This window comes from Streptomyces sp. NPDC033165, assembly GCF_055577965.1.
Genome location: NZ_JBVIPK010000017.1, coordinates 99,208 through 115,325, shown reverse-complemented (window position 1 = coordinate 115,325; position 16,118 = coordinate 99,208). Strand labels below are relative to the sequence as shown.

Here is a 16,118-nt window from a genome sequence, read left to right as displayed (position 1 = left end):
CGCGCATTCACTGGTCAAACTGCTCAGTCCATCGCCATGATGGCCGGACTATCTGTACAGGCTGACCATCGAAGGCGGGATCATGGCGATCGATCATCTGGACGGGCGGCTCATCGTGCTCCTGGCGCGCGAACCGCGGATCGGTGTCCTCGAAGCCTCCCGGCGGCTCGGGGTCGCGCGCGGGACCGTGCAGGCGCGGCTGGACCGCCTTCAGTCGAATGGCGTCATCCGGGGTTTCGGCCCGGACGTCGATCCGGCGGCGCTCGGCTATCCGGTCACCGCGTTCGCCACGCTGGAGATCAAACAGGGCCAAGGGGCCGACGTGCGGGCCCATTTGGGCGGGGTGCCGGAGGTGCTGGAGCTGCACACCACCACCGGCCACGGCGACATGCTGTGCCGGCTCGTCGCCCGCTCCAACGCCGATCTTCAGCGGGTGATCGACCGGGTTGTCGGATTTGATGGCATTGTTCGGGCCTCCACGGCCATCGTCATGGAGAACCCGGTTCCGCTGCGGATCATCCCGCTGGTGGAACAGGCGGCCGAGGACACCGACCGAGCCGAGGGCCGAGGGCCCAGGACCGACTGAGCCGAGGGAGTGCTGTGTGAGTTTCTGGGAGTACCTGAACACCCGCCACCAGCAGCTCCTGACGGACGCGTTCCAGCACGTCAGCGCGGTCTTCCAGTGCATGGTCATCGCCACCGTGCTGGGCGTGGTCATCGGGGTGGTGAGCTACCGCAGCGGCTGGGGCGGCTCGCTCGCCATCACCTCCACGGCGACGGTCCTCACCATCCCCTCCCTCGCCGCGATCGGTCTGCTGATCCCGCTGGTGGGTCTCGGCGTCGCGCCGACCGTGATCACCCTGACCCTGTACGGGCTGCTGCCGATCGTCCGCAACTCCGTCGTCGGACTGCGGGGCGTCGACCCCTCGCTGGTCGACGCGGCGACGGGCATCGGGATGTCCCGGCTGGCCCGGCTCTGCCGGGTGGAGCTGCCGCTCGCCTGGCCGCCGATCCTGACCGGCATCCGGGTATCCACCCAGATGCTGATGGGCATCGCCGCCATCGCCGCGTACGCCTCCGGGCCCGGCCTCGGCAACGAGATCTTCCGGGGCATCGCCTCGCTGGGCAGCGCCAACGCGATCAACCAGGTCCTCGCGGGCACGCTGGGCATCGTCGTGCTCGCCCTGCTCTTCGACGCCGCGTACGTCCTGCTGGGGCGGCTGACCATCCCGAGGGGAATCCGTGCCTGAGATCGAGACCGAGACCGATCCCGCTGCCACGACCGCGGACGGGGCCGCTGCCTCCGGGGCCACCATCCATCTGGAGAACCTGACCAAGAGGTACCCGGGCAACCCGAATCCGGCCGTCGACAACGTCTCCATGGACATCAGGGCGGGCGAGACCGTGGTCTTCGTCGGCCCGTCCGGCTGCGGGAAGTCCACGACGCTGAAGATGATCAACCGGCTGATCGAGCCGTCATCGGGCCGGATCAGGATCGGCGACGAGGACGTCACCGACATCGACCCGGTGAAGCTGCGCCGCAAGATCGGGTACGCCATCCAGTCCTCGGGCCTCTTCCCGCACATGACGGTCGCGGACAACATCGCCCTGGTTCCGAAGATGGTCGGCTGGTCGAAGTCCCGGGTGAAGAACCGGGTGGAGGAGATGCTCGACCTGGTGGGCCTCGACCCGCGCGAGTACCACGGCCGCTATCCGCGCCAGCTCTCCGGCGGGCAGCAGCAGCGCGTGGGCGTGGCGCGGGCGCTGGCCGCCGACCCGCCGGTCCTGCTGATGGACGAGCCGTTCGGGGCCGTCGACCCGATCACCCGCGACCACCTCCAGGACGAGCTGATCCGGCTCCAGCACGAGCTGCACAAGACGATCGTGTTCGTCACCCACGACTTCGACGAGGCGATCAAGCTCGGCGACCGGATCGCGGTACTGCGGGAGCGGTCGCACATCGCACAGTTCGACACCCCCGAGGCGATCCTGACGAACCCGACGGACGACTTCGTCTCCGGCTTCGTCGGCGCGGGCGCGGCTCTCAAGCGCCTCAACCTCACCCGCGTACGGGACGTGGGCATCGCGGACTTCCCTACGGTGACGGTCGAGGACCCGCTCCAGACGATCTTCAACAAGCTGCGCAACGGCCCGCACAACGAGCTGCTGATGCTGGACCGCAGGAACCGCCCGTACAAGTGGCTGCGGCGGGGCGATCTGATGCGGGCGCGCGGTTCGCTGGCGCGGGCCGGGCAGCTGGTGCACGACACGGTGACCCGGGACGCCACGCTGCACGACGCGCTTGAGGCGGTGCTGACCGACAGCGGGGGGCGGGTCGCGGTGACCGGGCGGCGCGGCGAGTTCATCGGGGTCGTCGACATGAAGACGCTGATGGACAACGTGCAGGAGCTGCTGGAGGCCGACCGGCTGACCGCCATGGAGCACCAGCACGAGCTGGAGGAGCTGCGCGTCCACCAGACGGAGCAGGAGCTGGAGGGGGGTGGCGGCGGAGTATGAACCCCAGTCAGCCCTCCGGCTCCGGCAAGGGCCCGGCCGCCCCCACCCGGCCGCCGGGCGAGCACGACGTCAAGGGCCATGCGTTCCACGACGAGGAGAGCGACCCCTCCCCCGCCCCGGCCGCGCCCGCGCGCCGGATCACCTGGCGGAAACTGGCGATGATGCCGGTGGTGCTGGCGGTCGTCCTGGTCGTCACCTACGTATGGATCACCAACATCCACCTGGACTCGATCGCGGAGAACTCGCTCTCCGGCGGCAATGTGCAGCTGCGCTGGTGGCAGCACGTACGGCTGACGGCGATCTCCACGTTCTGGGTGCTGATCATCGCCATCCCGCTGGGCATCGCGCTGACCAGGCGGCGGCTGCGGAAGGCCGCCCCGGCTTTCACGGCGCTGGCCAACATCGGGCAGGCGACCCCGGCGATCGGTCTGCTGGCGCTGCTGGTGATCTGGCTGGGCATCGGCCCGCGCACCGCGATCATCGGCATCGTGATCTACGCGGTGCTGCCGGTGCTCTCCAACACCGTGGCCGGTCTGCGGGCGATCGAGCCGAACATGATCGAGGCGGCACGCGGGATGGGGATGTCCGGCCGGGGTGTCCTGATGAAGGTGGAGCTGCCGCTCGCGGTGCCGCTGATCCTGGCGGGAGTACGTACGGCCCTGGTCCTGAACGTGGGCACGGCGACGCTGGCGACGTTCGGCGGGGGCGGCGGGCTGGGCGATCTGATCACCTCGGGCATCCAGACGCAGCGGATGCCGGTGCTGGTCATCGGATCGGTGCTGACGGTGGTGCTGGCGCTGCTGGTGGACTGGCTGGCCTCACTGGCCGAACTGGCGCTGACGCCGCGCGGGCTGGAGGAGCGGTGACGAGTACGCGCAGGAGGTCGTTCAGGAGGTCTTCCCGGGTACGGGGGATCGCGGCTCTGTCCCTGACGCTGGCCCTGTTCCTGAACGGCTGCGGGCTCAAGAGCGGTTCACCGATGGTGGACGACGTGTCGCCCGGGTCGGTCGGCCGGGGCGAGCCGCTCAAGGGCGCGACGCTGACGGTGACCTCGAAGAACTTCAGCGAGAACATCATCCTCGGCCAGATGACCGGCCTGGTGTTCAAGGCGGCCGGGGCGGAGGTCCTGGACCGGACGAACCTGCCGGGCTCGATCAGCGCCCGCGAGGCCATCATCAACGGCGACGCCGACGCGCAGTGGGACTACACCGGCACCGGCTGGATCACGTTCCTGGGCCACGCGGACCCGATCGTCGACCCGCGGAAGCAGTACGAGGCGGTACGGGACGAGGACCGGGGCAACGGGGTCGTGTGGCTGCCGCCCGCCCCGCTGGACAACACGTACGCGCTGGCCATCAGCAAGAAGAACAACGCCCGGTACCGGCTGAGGACCCTCTCGGACGTGGCCGCGCTGGCGAAGAAGGACCCGGGCGCCGTGACGATCTGCGTGGAGAACGAGTTCGCCTCCCGCGACGACGGGCTGCCCGGCATGGAGAAGGCGTACGGGATGAAGATCCCGGCGGCCAACATCCAGAAGATGGACGCCGGGATCATCTACACCCAGGTCTCCGAGTCCGACTCCTGTCTGCTGGGCGAGGTGTTCACCACCGACGGCCGGATCAAGGCGATGGACCTGGACGTCCTGGAGGACGACCGGCACTTCTTCCCCAACTACAACGCGTCCCCGGTCATCCACGAGGCCACCTTCGAGAAGTACCCGGTGATCGCGGAGCTGCTGGCCCCGCTGGCCCGGAAGCTGACGACCGAGGTCGCGCAGACGCTGAACGCGAAGGTGGACGTGGACGGGGAGGACCCGCACGAGGTCGCGAAGGAATGGCTGGTGGAGGAGGGGTTCATCGAGGAGGGGTGAGCCGCGTGGGGTGAGCGCACGGCGTGAGCCGCATGGCGTGAGTTACCTGAGGCGCGTTGTCTGAGGCGCCTTGACTGGGACGTTGCCCGGGCCCCTTGCAAAAACTTCGTTGCAAAGTTCTGTTGCAAAAAAGCCTTGCAAAGCAAGCTTTGCAACTCTACAGTCGCAGCATGGCAGACAACGAGAGCGGCGCCGCCCACAAGCTCCACACCGTCGACGCCCGCACCCTGCGCACGATCGCGCACCCGCTGCGGATCCGCCTGCTGAACGCGCTGCGCGAGTTCGGCCCGGCGACGGCCTCCAAGCTGGGTGAGCGACTGGGCGAGTCGAGCGGCGCGACCAGCTACCACCTGCGCCAGCTGGCGGAGAGCGGCCTGGTCGAGGACGCCCCGGAGCTCGGCAAGGGCCGCGAGCGCTGGTGGCGGGCGGTCCACGACGGCTCGACCTTCGACAGCTCGGACTTCCGGACGCACGCCGACCCGGAGGTGCGCGGAGCCATCGACGTCGTCCTGCACGAGACGGCCACCACCCACGCCCAGGAGCTCAACACCTGGCTGGGCACGATGGGCGACTGGCCGCAGGAGTGGCAGCGCAGCTGGGACATGAGCGACTTCAAGGTCCGCCTCACCCCGGAACTGGCAAGGGAAATGGCCGAGAAGATGCACGAGCTCGTGCAGAGCTACCGGGACCGCGTCCCGGAGGGCACCGAGGGATCGGCCGTCGTCCGCACTCACCTGCACGCCTTCCCGCGCCCCTCCGAATGAGCACCTCACCCCAAAACCCCACGGAACGAAGGGAATTACTCATGCATGCCGACATCCACCACGTCCTGCACGCCACCCGGGCGGCCGAACTCCACACTGAGGCAGCGAAGTTCCGCTCCCAGGCGGCGGAGTCGCGGCTCCCCCGCATGGGTCTGCGCAGCCGGATCGGCTGGACCCTGGTCGAGGTGGGCCTGCGGCTGACGACCCGGAGCGCCCCTCCGGCCGCGGCGTTCCGCACGGCGTGACACCGGACTCGGGGGAGGTACGACCATGGGGAACCGCGCCCCGCTCGCCGCCACGCTCGCGGCCAACTCCATTTCCACCGCCGGGACTTCACTCACCCTGATCGGGGTGCCGTGGTTCGTCCTGGAGACCACCGGCAGTGCGGGCCGGGCGGGTGTCGTCGCCTTCTGCGCGACCCTGCCGATCGTCCTCGCCGCGCTCATCGGCGGACCGGTCATCGACCGGATCGGCCGCCGCCGGACCGCCATCGCCTCCGACGCCGTCTGCGCGTCGGCCATCGCGTCGATCCCGCTGCTGCACTTCGCCGACGCCCTCGACTTCTGGCTGCTGTGCGCGCTGATGGCGCTCAACGGGTTCGCCCACACCCCGGGCAACACCGCGCGCTACGTCATGATCCCCGACCTGGCCGAGCACGCGGGAACCACGCTCCCCCGGGCCGCCAGCCTCTTCGACGCGGTGTCGCGCGGGGCGCGGATGGTCGGCGCGGCCCTGGCAGGCGTCCTCATCGCCTTCGTCGGCGCGGAGACGGTCCTCCTGCTGGACGCGGCGACGTTCGCCCTGTCCGCCCTGCTGATCTCCGTCGGCGTACGGGGTGTCCGCGCGGCCGAACCGCGCACGGCCGAGACGCCCGTCTCGCTGCGCGCGTACGGCACCGAGCTACGCGAGGGGTATGCCCACGTGCTGGGCGACCGGCTGCTGCTGGCGATCGTGGTCATGGTGATGTTCATGAACGGCACGGACCAGGGCTGGAACGCGGTCCTTCTCCCCGTGCACGCCGGGACCGAGCTGGGCGGGGCGCGGGACATCGGGCTGCTGACCGCACTGTTCGGGGCGGGCGGGCTGACGGGAGCCCTGCTGTACGGGGCGGTGGGGCACCGCTTCCCGCGGCGGGCGGTGTTCACGGTGTGCGTGATCCTGTGCGGTGTGCCGAGGTTCCTGGTCGCCGCGGTGACCGGGACGACACCGCCGCTGGCGGTGACCATGCTGCTCGGCGGTATCGCGGGCGGCGTGCTGAACCCGATCCTGACGACGGTGCTCTACGAACGCGTACCGGACAGGCTGCGGAGCCGGGTCTCGGGGGCTCTGACCGCGGGCTGCGAGTTCGCCATGCCGGTGGGCGGTCTCGTGGCCGGGCTGCTGGTGGAGGGCGCGGGCGCTACGGGGGCGCTGCTGGCGATGGGCGGGGTGTACCTGCTGGCCACGCTGAGCCCGCTGGTGTTCCCGTCCTGGCGGATGCTGGACGACCCGCCGCTGGTGAAGGCCGACGGGGTCGGCGGGGCCAACAAGGCCAGCGGCGCGGTCGACGGGGTCAGCAGCGGGATCGGCGGGGTCAGCAGCTCGGAACCTTCCCGCCCTTCTCCAGCGCCTTGAGCGAGTCCACCGCGCCGCCCAGCGTCGTGACGGGGATCAGCCGCAGCCCCTCGGGCCGCTCCGCCTCCGCCTCCCGGCACTCGGCCTTCGGCACGAGGAAGACGGTCGCCCCGTCGCGGTGGGCGCCCTGCGTCTTCATGGACACCCCGCCGACCGCGCCGACCTTGCCGTCCGCGCTGATCGTCCCCGTACCGGCGATGGTCCGGCCGCCGGTCAGATCGCCGCCGGAGCCGTCACCGACGAGCTTGTCGATGATGCCGAGGGAGAGGAAGAGACCGGCGCTCGGACCACCGATGTCCCCGAGGTCGACGTCGACCCGCATCGCCCCGGGCTCACGGTCCAGGTAGTTCAGGGCGGCGTCGACGGCGACGTTCTGCGACTCCTTCATGTCGTTCAGATGGTGCTGCTCGATCTCCTTCTCGGAGCCGTCGGTGGGGTAGACGGAGTCCCGGGGCATGACCGCCCGGTCCGTACGGAACCAGCCATCGATCACCGAGCCGATGCGGACGTCCGCCTTCGGCCCGGTGGCGAGGATCGTGGTCATCCGCAGCTGCCCCTCGGTGGCCCGGGTCTCCGCGCCGGTGATGGTGATCACCGGTCGGCCGTCGTCCTTGCCGAGCACGTCCGCGGTCATGCCGGGCCGCGCCAGGGTGAACGGGAGCGGCGCGAGGGCCGCCGTACCGAACAGGGCGAGGACGGGCAGCGCGCAGAGGGCGAGCGCGCGGGGGCGCGAGAGACGAGTGAGCACGCACCCAATCTAACCGGCGCGCCCCGACGGAAACGCGCCAGGCGTACGTCTCCCCGTCGCCCCGGCCCTACCGCAGCGCGTCGGCCACTTCCCGGGCGGCGTCGAGCACGCGGGGTCCGACGCGTTCCGGTACGGCGTCGGCGAGCATGACGACGCCGACGCTGCCCTCCACGCCCGAGACCCCGACCAGGGGCGCGGCGGCCCCGCTGGCGCCGGCTTCGAGTTCGCCGTGGGTGAGGGTGTAGCCGGGGTGGCCGGAATCCGTCGTCTGCCGGGCGGACAGGATGGCCCGGCCCGCCGCGCCCCGGTCCAGCGGGTGGCGGAACCCGGCCCGGTAGGCCACGTGGTAATCGGTCCAGGTGGGCTCGACGACGGCGACCGCGAGGGCGTCGCTGCCGTCGACGAGGGTGAGGTGGGCGGTGGCCCCTATGTCCTCGGCCAGGGAGCGCAGCGCGGGGAGCGCGGCCTCCCGGACGAGCGGGTGCACCTGTCGGCCGAGCCGCAGCACACCGAGGCCGACCCGGGCGCGGCCGCCCAGGTCGCGGCGTACCAGGGCGTGCTGCTCCAGGGTGGCGAGCAGACGGTAGACGACGGTCCGGTTGACACCGAGTTTGTTGGACAACTCGGTGACGGTCAGTCCGTGATCGGTGTCGGCGAGCAGTTTGAGGACGCGCAGTCCTCGGTCGAGCGTCTGGGAAGTCTCCGCTGTCACGACGCCCTCTCCTCTTCGGGGTGAGCGACGACGGCCGGCTCCGGGGGTTGCGACGCCGGTCCCAGCGGCGACGCACGGAGAGGCCGCCGGTCTGGCAAGGCACCGGCTGCGCTCCGCGGCGGCGTTGCCACGGGGCGTTCATATGGCGGGGACAGTAGCGAGCCGGTCCGCTCAGCGGAAGTCCTCGTCCAGAATCCGGTCTCCTGATACGGGGCCCCGGTACCGCTCGCGCATAAGCGCCGGTCAGCGGGACGGCGTCCGGAAAGCGAACATCTACGCGCGTTAACGTGTCGCGACACCGATGTAACACGGCCGCCCACGCGGGTGAACCGGCGTTAACGGTACGTCAACGGCCACGGCAGAAATTTCCCGCGAACGCGCTCGGCCCGTACGGAGAGTGCCTCTCTCCGTACGGGCCGAGCGGTTCGGGCCGGGGCCCGTCACGTCATCCGGGTCGCCCACTCCTGGACCTTGGCGATGCGCTGCTGGATCTGGCCCGCGGTCGCCTCGGCGCTCGGCGGGCCGCCGCAGACGCGGCGCAGTTCGGTGTGGATGACACCGTGGGGCTTGCCGCTCTGGTGGGTGTAGGCGGAGACCATCGTGTTGAGCTGCTTGCGCAGGCTCAGCAGCTGCTTGTGGGTGACGACGGGCCGCGCCTCGGCGGGCTTCTCCAGGAGGTCGGCCTCCTGGGCCGGCTTCTGGCGGCTGTGCGCGATCTGCCGGCTCTGCCGCTTCTGGAGGAGGAGCTGTACCTGGTCCGGTTCGAGAAGCCCGGGGATGCCCAGGTAGTCCTGCTCCTCCTCGCTGCCGGGGTGGGCCTGCATGCCGAATTCGGCGCCGTCGTACAGCACCCGGTCGAAGACCGCGTCGGACTCCAGGGCCTCGAAGGGCAGCTGGTCCTCGGTCTCCTCGTCCTCCAGCTTCTCGGCGTCGGCGAGGAGCTGGTCCTCCTCCGCGAAGGGGTTCTCCTCGTCGCTGCCCTTCTTCGGCTTGTCCAGGACGTGGTCGCGCTCGACCTCCATCTCGTTGGCGAAGTCGAGGAGCATCGGGATGGTCGGCAGGAAGACGGAGGCGGTCTCGCCGCGGCGGCGGGAGCGCACGAAACGGCCGACGGCCTGGGCGAAGAAGAGGGGGGTCGAGATCGTGGTCGCGTAGACGCCGACGGCCAGGCGCGGCACGTCGACGCCCTCGGACACCATGCGGACGGCGACCATCCAGCGCGACTCGTCGGCGCTGAACCGGTCGATCTTCTTCGAGGCGGCCTTCTCGTCGGAGAGGACGACGGTGGCGGACTCCCCGGTGACCTTCTTGAGGATCTTGGCGTACGCGCGCGCCGACTCCTGGTCCGTCGCGATGACGAGCCCGCCCGCGTCGGGGATGCCCTTGCGGACCTCGGTGAGCCGCTTGTCGGCGGCGGCGAGCACGTTGGGGATCCACTCCCCGGTGGGCGCGAGCGCGGTGCGCCAGGCCTGCCCGATGGCGTCCTTGGTCATCGGCTCGCCGAGCCGGGCGGCGATCTCGTCCCCGGCCTTGGTGCGCCAGCGCATGTTGCCGCTGTAGCTGAGGAAGATCACGGGGCGGACGACGCCATCGGCCAGGGCGTTCCCGTACCCGTAGGTGTAGTCGGCCGAGGACCGGCGGATGCCGTCGTTGCCCTCCTCGTACGCGACGAAGGGGATCGGGTTGGTGTCCGAGCGGAACGGCGTACCGGTCAGCGCGAGCCGCCGGGTCGCCGGGTCGAACGCCTCCTGGCAGGCCTCGCCCCAGGACTTCGAGTCACCGGCGTGGTGGATCTCGTCGAGGATCACGAGCGTCTTGCGCTGCTCGCAGCGGTTGCGGTGCAGCATCGGCCGGACGCCGACACCGGCGTACGTCACGGCGACGCCGTGGTACTCCTTGCTGAGCGGACCGGCGCTGTAGTCCGGGTCGAGCTTGATCCCTATCCGGGCGGCAGCCTCCGCCCACTGCTTCTTGAGGTGCTCGGTCGGAGCCACCACGGTGACCTGCTGGACGACATGGTGGTGCAGCAGCCACGAGGCGAGGGTCAGCGCGAACGTGGTCTTGCCGGCGCCGGGCGTCGCGACGGCGAGGAAGTCGCGCGGCTGCTCCTGGACGTACCTCTCCATGGCGCCCTGCTGCCAGGCTCGCAGCTTGCCCGCCGTGCCCCAGGGGGCGCGGCCGGGAAAGGCGGGTGAGAGGTGGTGGGAGGCGGTGGTAGTAGTCACGGTCTCCGGTTCGGGGCTCTCGGGTACGTGGGGCGCTGTCGGCCCGGGAGCGGTCACGATGGACCTCGCCCGCGATACGACAACCGGGCCACCCTACCGGGGGCCCGGTTGAAACCCGCTACGAACAAGCCGCACCCACGCCCGACGAGACCGTGCTCACATCGCGTCGTGCAGCGCTCTCAGCCGCCCTGCGATCCGGTCCACGTCCTCAAGGCTGCCCATGGCCACTTCGATGACGAGTTTGTACGCCTCGTCCTGGTCAACCTCGACCATCTCGGTTCCGTTGATGTCGAGGAACACGACCGTGGACATCCACGCCATACGTTTGCTGCCGTCGACGAGGGGGCGGTTCGCCGCCAGCGACTGCAACAGCCCGGCGGCCTTCTGGAACAGATCGGTGTACGCCTCGACACCGAACATCTGCGACTGCGGCCGATGAACCGCCGAACTGAGCAACCCCAGATCGCGCACCGCGAGCTGCTGCCCCCCACAGGCGAGCTCCGCCAGGTCCAGGACTTCCTGAACCGTCAGGTATTTCACTACTCCCCCAGCCTCCGCAGCAGATCAGCGTGGCGCACCGCGTACTTCGCACCGAGCCGACGAACCGACTCCCGGTCGGCCTCGACCTCCAGATAGCGGTCGATGGCCCGAAGCACGATGGCGTGCATGCTCCGCCCCTCCTGCTCGGCACGGAGCTTCAGCGCCTCTTGCTGGTCCTCGCGTATACGCAGGTTCATAGCCATACCAATAAGGTACCGCCCGTGGGGCCAAATCAGTACCGCTACCTCTCCCGCACCCGGGTCGCCACCCAGGCCCCCACCAGCGCCACCCCCGCCATCGGCAGGAACACGGCGGCGAACGCCGCCGGGTGCGAGCCCGAGGCCGCCGCCCCCACCGCGGCCCCGTGCGCGGCCGCCCCCACCGCCCCGCCGCCGAGCGCGGCGAAGGCGGCGCCGCCGGTCGCCAGGAGCAGCACGTTGGAGAGCCCGTCGGAGATCTGGAGGGCGGCCGAGTTGGAGCCCGCGTCCTCGGGGGCCGACAGCTTCAGCAGGAGCACGCTGGTGGAGGCGATGACCATGCCCATCCCGAAGCAGCCGAAGGCCCAGGCGACGGCGACGATCCAGACGGGGACGGCGTCGATCAGTACGGAGGGCGCCGCCGCGATCGAGGCGGCGACCAGCACCATGCCGCTGACCATCAGCCGCTCCCGGTGCGGCTCCATGCGCGGCCGGGACTGTACGTACGAACCGAGCGCCCAGGTCGCCCCGCCCACGGCCAGCGAGAGCCCGGCCAGCGTCAGGGACAGCCCCCGCTGGGTGACCAGCATCAGCGGTACGAAGGACTCGGCGGCGACGAACGACCCGGCGGCGACACCGCGCAGCAGCACCACCGAGGGCAGCCCGCGCCCGGCCCGTACGGTGCCGGTGGGCAGCAGCCCCCGTACGGCGGGCACCAGCAGCGCCATGCCGAGCGCGGCGGGCAGCAGGGCGAGCCAGTTCAGCTCCTGCCCGGCGTACTGGAGCAGCCCCGCCCCCGCCGAGATCCCGAGCGCGAGCCGGATGCGGCGGCGGTCGTACGGTGCGGCCGCGGCGGCCGGGTCCGCGGGCCCGGAGGCCATCCGCCGGATCGCCGGGAGCGCCAGGGCCAGCGGGATCACCACGAGCACGGGGATGCCGACGAAGACCCAGCGCCAGCCGAGGTGCTCGGTCACCGTTCCGGAGGCGAGCGGCCCGACGACGGAGGGGACCACCCAGCTGGCGGCGAAGGCGGCGAGGATGGCGGGCCGGATGCGCTCGGGGTAGGCCCGCCCGATGACCACGTACAGCGCGACGATCACCAGCCCGCCGCCGAGCCCCTGGACCGCCCGCCCCGCGATGAAGACCCACATGCTGCCCGCCGCCCCGGAGAGCAGCAGCCCGGCGCCGAACGCGGTGATCCCGGTGGCCAGCGGCTGGAGCGGCCCGCGCCGGTCGGCCCACTGCCCGGAGAGGACCATGGCGAAGAGGCTGGTGGTGAAGTACGCGGAGAAGGCGAACGCGTAGAGCGGGATGCCGTTCAGCTCCCGCGCGGCGACCGGCATGGCCGTGCCGACCGCCGTCGCCTCGAACGCGATGAGGAACACCACGGAGACGATGCCGATGCTGAGCGCCCGGTAGGTGCGCCCGAGGACCCCTTCGCCGTCCGCGCCGACGGGGAGGCGGGCCGGCGGCTCGGGGGGCAGGTCATCGCTGGGCACAGGGCGTGCGGCGTCGGTGCCGTCAGGTGATTCGAGGGCGGTCATCGCCCCAGAGTAAGAGGCATAACCCGGTTTGAACCCTGTCGATATATGGTCCGGCTCTCGGCCCTTGGTCGTAGGTCCCGGGCCCCGGGTGTGCCCGGCGTGCGGGCCGGGCGCGGCTCACGCCTTGAGCGCGTCCAGTACCTCATGCGCATCGCTGATCAGGTCACCCTGGTACGGAATCAGCTCGGGAACGTCGGCCTCACGCTCCGGATAGTCGCCGTCGCCTTCGTACGTCGCCGAGACGGACATTTCCAGCGTCATGACGGCTCCGCCGTCCCGCACGGCCACCCGCGAGGAATGGTCGTCCCGCGTCACCAGATAGGCGCTGTCCCCGAGACCGACGATTCCCGCCACCTCGGCGACTTCGATCCCGAAGGGGTCCGGCTCCATGCTCAGCACCTCGAATTCGGGCCCCGGATCGGTCTCCTTGTGCAGTTCGACCCTCATCGACACAGAGACCCGGATGGACCACCCGCGCTCCCGCTCCTCCTCGGAAACCTCGAAGGGAGCGAGCGAGACCGCGCAGTCGACCCGGTCGATGGCAGGATGCTCGACCCGCCCCGGCTGCTCGGTCGGCTCGTGCTCCGCCTTCCCCACGGATCCGGAGAGCGCCTTGAGCTTCATCGCGGCACAGGGCTTCTCCCCCAGCCGGTACCCCCGCAGATCCGGCTTCCCGTCGCCGAACCCGTAACCGAACACCGCCGCCGCCCACACCGCGGAGGCCACGACCGCTCCGCCCAGCCCCCACAGCAGCCCCGTCCCGCGTCGCCGCCCGGGTGCGGGCTTGCGGTCGAACCCGCTCACCACCTCCGCGGGCGCACCCGGTTCGAACTCCCCCACCAGCTCCGGCTCGGAGATCACGCCTGGCCACTCCCCCTGGATCAACGACGGTCGGAACGCACGCCTGGCCGCTCCCCCTGGATCGACGACGGCACGAGCCTTCGGCGGGGCTCAGGACGTCACGTGCATCGTACTGAGCCGGTGGTCGGCGGCCTGCCCTCAGCCCTTCGGCGTCGCCACCGCCGCCTGAGGTCTGATGGGCAGACGGTTCACCGGTCGGCCCGTTGCGGAGCGGACCGCTGAGGCCACGGCCGCCGGGGCCGTGACGACCGGGACGGCGGAGGCGGGCTTGGCGCCGAAGGGGGCTACCACGTCGCGTTCCTCGACCAGCTTGACGATGCGGATGTCGGGGGCGTCCAGGGAGGTCGGGAGCGCGTAGCCGGTCAGGTCGGGGTGCCGGACGATGCCTCGGGCGGTGCGGAGGTTCTCGGTGAGGGCCGCGCCGATGCCCTGGGTGATGCCCGCCTCGATGCGGATCGCCAACTGGGCCGGGTTCAGGACGCGGCCGACGTCCTGGGCGACCGCCACCTCGACCACGCGGACGGAGCCGATCTCGATGTCGACGTCGACCACCGCCCGTACCGCGCAGAACGCGAGGCCGACGAACGCGTCGCCCTGGCCGGACTCGTCGAGGGGCTCCGTGGGGTGGGGGCGGCACTGGGCGGTGGCCCAGAGTTCCTTGCCGTCCATCGCCTCCATGACGGTGGTGGACAGGACCCCGTCGTAGGAAGTGATCTTGCCGTCGGCGATCTGGAGCAGCTCCGTGGACATGCCGAACTTGTGGGCCAGCGGCTGGAGGAGCTGGGTGCGGACCATCTTCGCCGCCCGCTCCACCGCCCCGCCCGACACCCAGGTGTGGCGGCCGTGCGTCGCCGGGCCCGCGGGCGGTTGGTCGGTGTCGACCGCCGCCACGTGGACCTCTTCGACGCCCAGGGTCTCCTGGACGATCTGGCGGGCGAGGGTGGTGAATCCCTGGCCCGTCTCGACCGCCGCGCAGATCACCGTGGCCACGCCGTCGTGCACCCGGACCGTGGCCGTCGAGACCTCGTCCGTGCCCTCGGCGCCGAGCATGTGGACCATGCCCACGCCGTAGCCCACGCCCCGGCGCACCGCCCCGGGCTCCCCCGCGCCCTCGGGTCCGCCCGGCAGCAGCCAGTCCTCCTCCGGGGTGTCCTTGGGAAGGGACGGGAGGGGGTGGTCACGGACCGCTCGGAGCAGTTCGGCCACCGGGGCCGGGCAGGTCACCGTCTGGCCCGTGGGCAGGATGTCACCCGTCGACAAGGCGTTGCGCAGGCGGAGTTCGGCCGGGTCGATGCCCAGCTTCGCGGCCAGCTTGTCCATCTGGCCCTCGTACGCCGCGCAGACCTGCATCGCGCCCTCACCGCGTACGTGGCCGGAGGGCGGGTTGTTCGTGCGGACCGCCCAGCCCTCGATGAAGGCGTGCGGGACCACGTACGGGCCGCAGGCGAAGGCCACCGCGGCGGCGAGCGATTCGGAGGAGGAGTCGGCGTACGCGCCCGCGTCCAGCAGGATCTGGGCCTCCACCTTGACCAGCCGGCCTTCCACGTCCGCGTGGTGGCGGTAGCGCAGGAGGGTCGGGTGGCGGTGGGTGTGGCCGAGGAAGGACTCCTCGCGGGTGGCGGCCAGCTTCACCGGGCAGCCGGTGCGCAGGGCGAGCAGGCCCAGCGGGATCTGGAAGCCGGGGTCCTCCCGGTCGCCGGTGGCGCCCGGCACTCCGGTGACGACGACCTTCACCCGGTCCGGCTCCAGGCCGAAGCAGGCGGCGGCCAGGTCGCGGTCGGTGTGCGGGTCGGTGGAGGCCGTGTAGATCTCGACGCCCCCGTCCGGGCGGGGCACGGCGAGTCCGGCCTCCGCCCCGATCGGGGCCGGGTCCTGGCGGCCGATGCGGTAGAGGCCCTCGACGATGACCTCGCCGGTCGCCTCCGCGTCGCCGTAGCGCAGGGGGATGTGCCGGATCAGGTTGCCGTCGGGGTGCAGGGGCTCCGCCGCGAACGCCTTCTCCGGGTCCGTGACCGGCTCCAGCACCTCGTACTCGACCGCGATGGCGGCGGCCGCCAGGCGCGCGGTGTCCGGGTGGTCGGCGGCCACGGCGGCGATCGGCTCGCCGTGGTGGCGGACCAGTTCGGAGGCGAACACCGGGCGGTCCACGACATGGCGGCCGTAGCTGCTGTCCCCCGGCACGTCCTCGTGCGTGACGACCGCGCGCACCCCGGGCATCGCGACGGCGGCGGAGGTGTCGATGGACAGGATCCGCGCGTGCGGGTGCGGGGAGCGCAGCACGGAGGCCCACAGCAGGCCCTCGGCCCAGAGGTCCGCGGCGTACGGGAAGGTGCCCTCGGTCTTCGCCCGGGTGTCGGCGGCGGGCAGCGAGGCCCCCAGGCCGAGCTGGGGCTGCTCCTGGTCCTGGTCCGGGCCGCCGCCGCTCATCGCGTCGATCCTGGGCAGGCTGGTGCTGGTCGCGTTGGCCGCGTCGCCGCTCACGCCGCCTCCTTGTCGTTCGCCCCGCCGGTGCGGCGGCGGGGAGCG

16 protein-coding genes are annotated in these 16,118 nt (G+C 71.3%); 8 read left to right on the top strand and 8 right to left on the bottom strand.

Features of this window, described 5'->3' with window-relative positions; translation table 11 throughout:
• Positions 1-82: 82 nt before the first annotated feature.
• From ACZ5WC_RS29600 to ACZ5WC_RS29565, 8 genes are all read left to right on the top strand, one after another.
• Positions 83-586 (top strand): Lrp/AsnC family transcriptional regulator, encoded by a 504-nt coding sequence (locus ACZ5WC_RS29600; protein WP_468543692.1) that lies wholly within the window; start codon positions 83-85, stop codon positions 584-586.
• Between the two features lie 16 nt (positions 587-602).
• Positions 603-1,250: an ABC transporter permease gene (locus tag ACZ5WC_RS29595; RefSeq protein WP_468543691.1), complete on the top strand. Its 648-nt coding sequence runs from the start codon at positions 603-605 to the stop codon at positions 1,248-1,250.
• On the top strand, positions 1,243-2,517 hold the full coding sequence (locus tag ACZ5WC_RS29590; protein WP_468543690.1) for a betaine/proline/choline family ABC transporter ATP-binding protein: 1,275 nt from the start codon (positions 1,243-1,245) through the stop codon (positions 2,515-2,517). The genes ACZ5WC_RS29595 and ACZ5WC_RS29590 overlap by 8 nt, the downstream gene beginning before the upstream one ends.
• Positions 2,514-3,383 carry an ABC transporter permease gene (locus ACZ5WC_RS29585; protein ID WP_468543689.1) on the top strand — a complete coding sequence of 290 codons (870 nt, stop codon included), beginning with the start codon at positions 2,514-2,516 and terminating at the stop codon, positions 3,381-3,383. Before ACZ5WC_RS29590 ends, ACZ5WC_RS29585 begins: the two co-directional genes overlap by 4 nt.
• A 113-nt stretch (positions 3,384-3,496) precedes the next feature.
• A complete protein-coding gene (locus ACZ5WC_RS29580) occupies positions 3,497-4,387 on the top strand; it encodes a glycine betaine ABC transporter substrate-binding protein (RefSeq protein ID WP_468543713.1) in 891 nt (296 codons plus the stop codon).
• 170 nt (positions 4,388-4,557) lie between these two features.
• Entirely contained in the window at positions 4,558-5,151 is a 594-nt protein-coding gene (locus tag ACZ5WC_RS29575) for an ArsR/SmtB family transcription factor (protein ID WP_468543688.1), read from the top strand.
• Between the two features lie 41 nt (positions 5,152-5,192).
• A complete protein-coding gene (locus ACZ5WC_RS29570; protein ID WP_468543687.1) occupies positions 5,193-5,396 on the top strand; it encodes a hypothetical protein in 204 nt (67 codons plus the stop codon).
• A 25-nt stretch (positions 5,397-5,421) separates the two neighbouring features.
• Positions 5,422-6,765, top strand: a complete 1,344-nt coding sequence (locus tag ACZ5WC_RS29565) for an MFS transporter (protein WP_468543686.1) — start codon at positions 5,422-5,424, stop codon at positions 6,763-6,765.
• On the opposite strand, the gene ACZ5WC_RS29560 is transcribed toward ACZ5WC_RS29565, so the two are convergent.
• The 8 genes from ACZ5WC_RS29560 to ACZ5WC_RS29525 form a co-directional block, all read right to left on the bottom strand.
• Positions 6,725-7,513 carry a S16 family serine protease gene (locus tag ACZ5WC_RS29560; protein WP_468543685.1) on the bottom strand — a complete coding sequence of 263 codons (789 nt, stop codon included), beginning with the start codon at positions 7,511-7,513 and terminating at the stop codon, positions 6,725-6,727. The genes ACZ5WC_RS29565 and ACZ5WC_RS29560 overlap by 41 nt on opposite strands.
• A 67-nt stretch (positions 7,514-7,580) precedes the next feature.
• Positions 7,581-8,225, bottom strand: a complete 645-nt coding sequence (locus tag ACZ5WC_RS29555) for an IclR family transcriptional regulator (protein ID WP_468543684.1) — start codon at positions 8,223-8,225, stop codon at positions 7,581-7,583.
• Between the two features lie 440 nt (positions 8,226-8,665).
• Positions 8,666-10,450 (bottom strand): DEAD/DEAH box helicase, encoded by a 1,785-nt coding sequence (locus ACZ5WC_RS29550; RefSeq protein ID WP_096631028.1) that lies wholly within the window; start codon positions 10,448-10,450, stop codon positions 8,666-8,668.
• Positions 10,451-10,606: 156 nt separating this feature from the next.
• Positions 10,607-10,990, bottom strand: coding sequence for a type II toxin-antitoxin system death-on-curing family toxin (locus ACZ5WC_RS29545; protein WP_468543683.1), 384 nt, complete (start codon positions 10,988-10,990; stop codon positions 10,607-10,609).
• On the bottom strand, positions 10,990-11,187 hold the full coding sequence (locus ACZ5WC_RS29540) for a ribbon-helix-helix protein, CopG family (RefSeq protein ID WP_037825879.1): 198 nt from the start codon (positions 11,185-11,187) through the stop codon (positions 10,990-10,992). Before ACZ5WC_RS29540 ends, ACZ5WC_RS29545 begins: the two co-directional genes overlap by 1 nt.
• Positions 11,188-11,231: 44 nt before the next feature.
• Positions 11,232-12,731: an MFS transporter gene (locus ACZ5WC_RS29535; RefSeq protein WP_468543682.1), complete on the bottom strand. Its 1,500-nt coding sequence runs from the start codon at positions 12,729-12,731 to the stop codon at positions 11,232-11,234.
• 117 nt (positions 12,732-12,848) lie between these two features.
• The gene (locus tag ACZ5WC_RS29530) at positions 12,849-13,592 is read right to left on the bottom strand and encodes a hypothetical protein (RefSeq protein WP_468543681.1); all 744 of its coding nucleotides are present in this window, start codon (positions 13,590-13,592) and stop codon (positions 12,849-12,851) included.
• Between the two features lie 138 nt (positions 13,593-13,730).
• A complete protein-coding gene (locus tag ACZ5WC_RS29525; RefSeq protein ID WP_468543680.1) occupies positions 13,731-16,073 on the bottom strand; it encodes a xanthine dehydrogenase family protein molybdopterin-binding subunit in 2,343 nt (780 codons plus the stop codon).
• Positions 16,074-16,118: the final 45 nt, after the last annotated feature.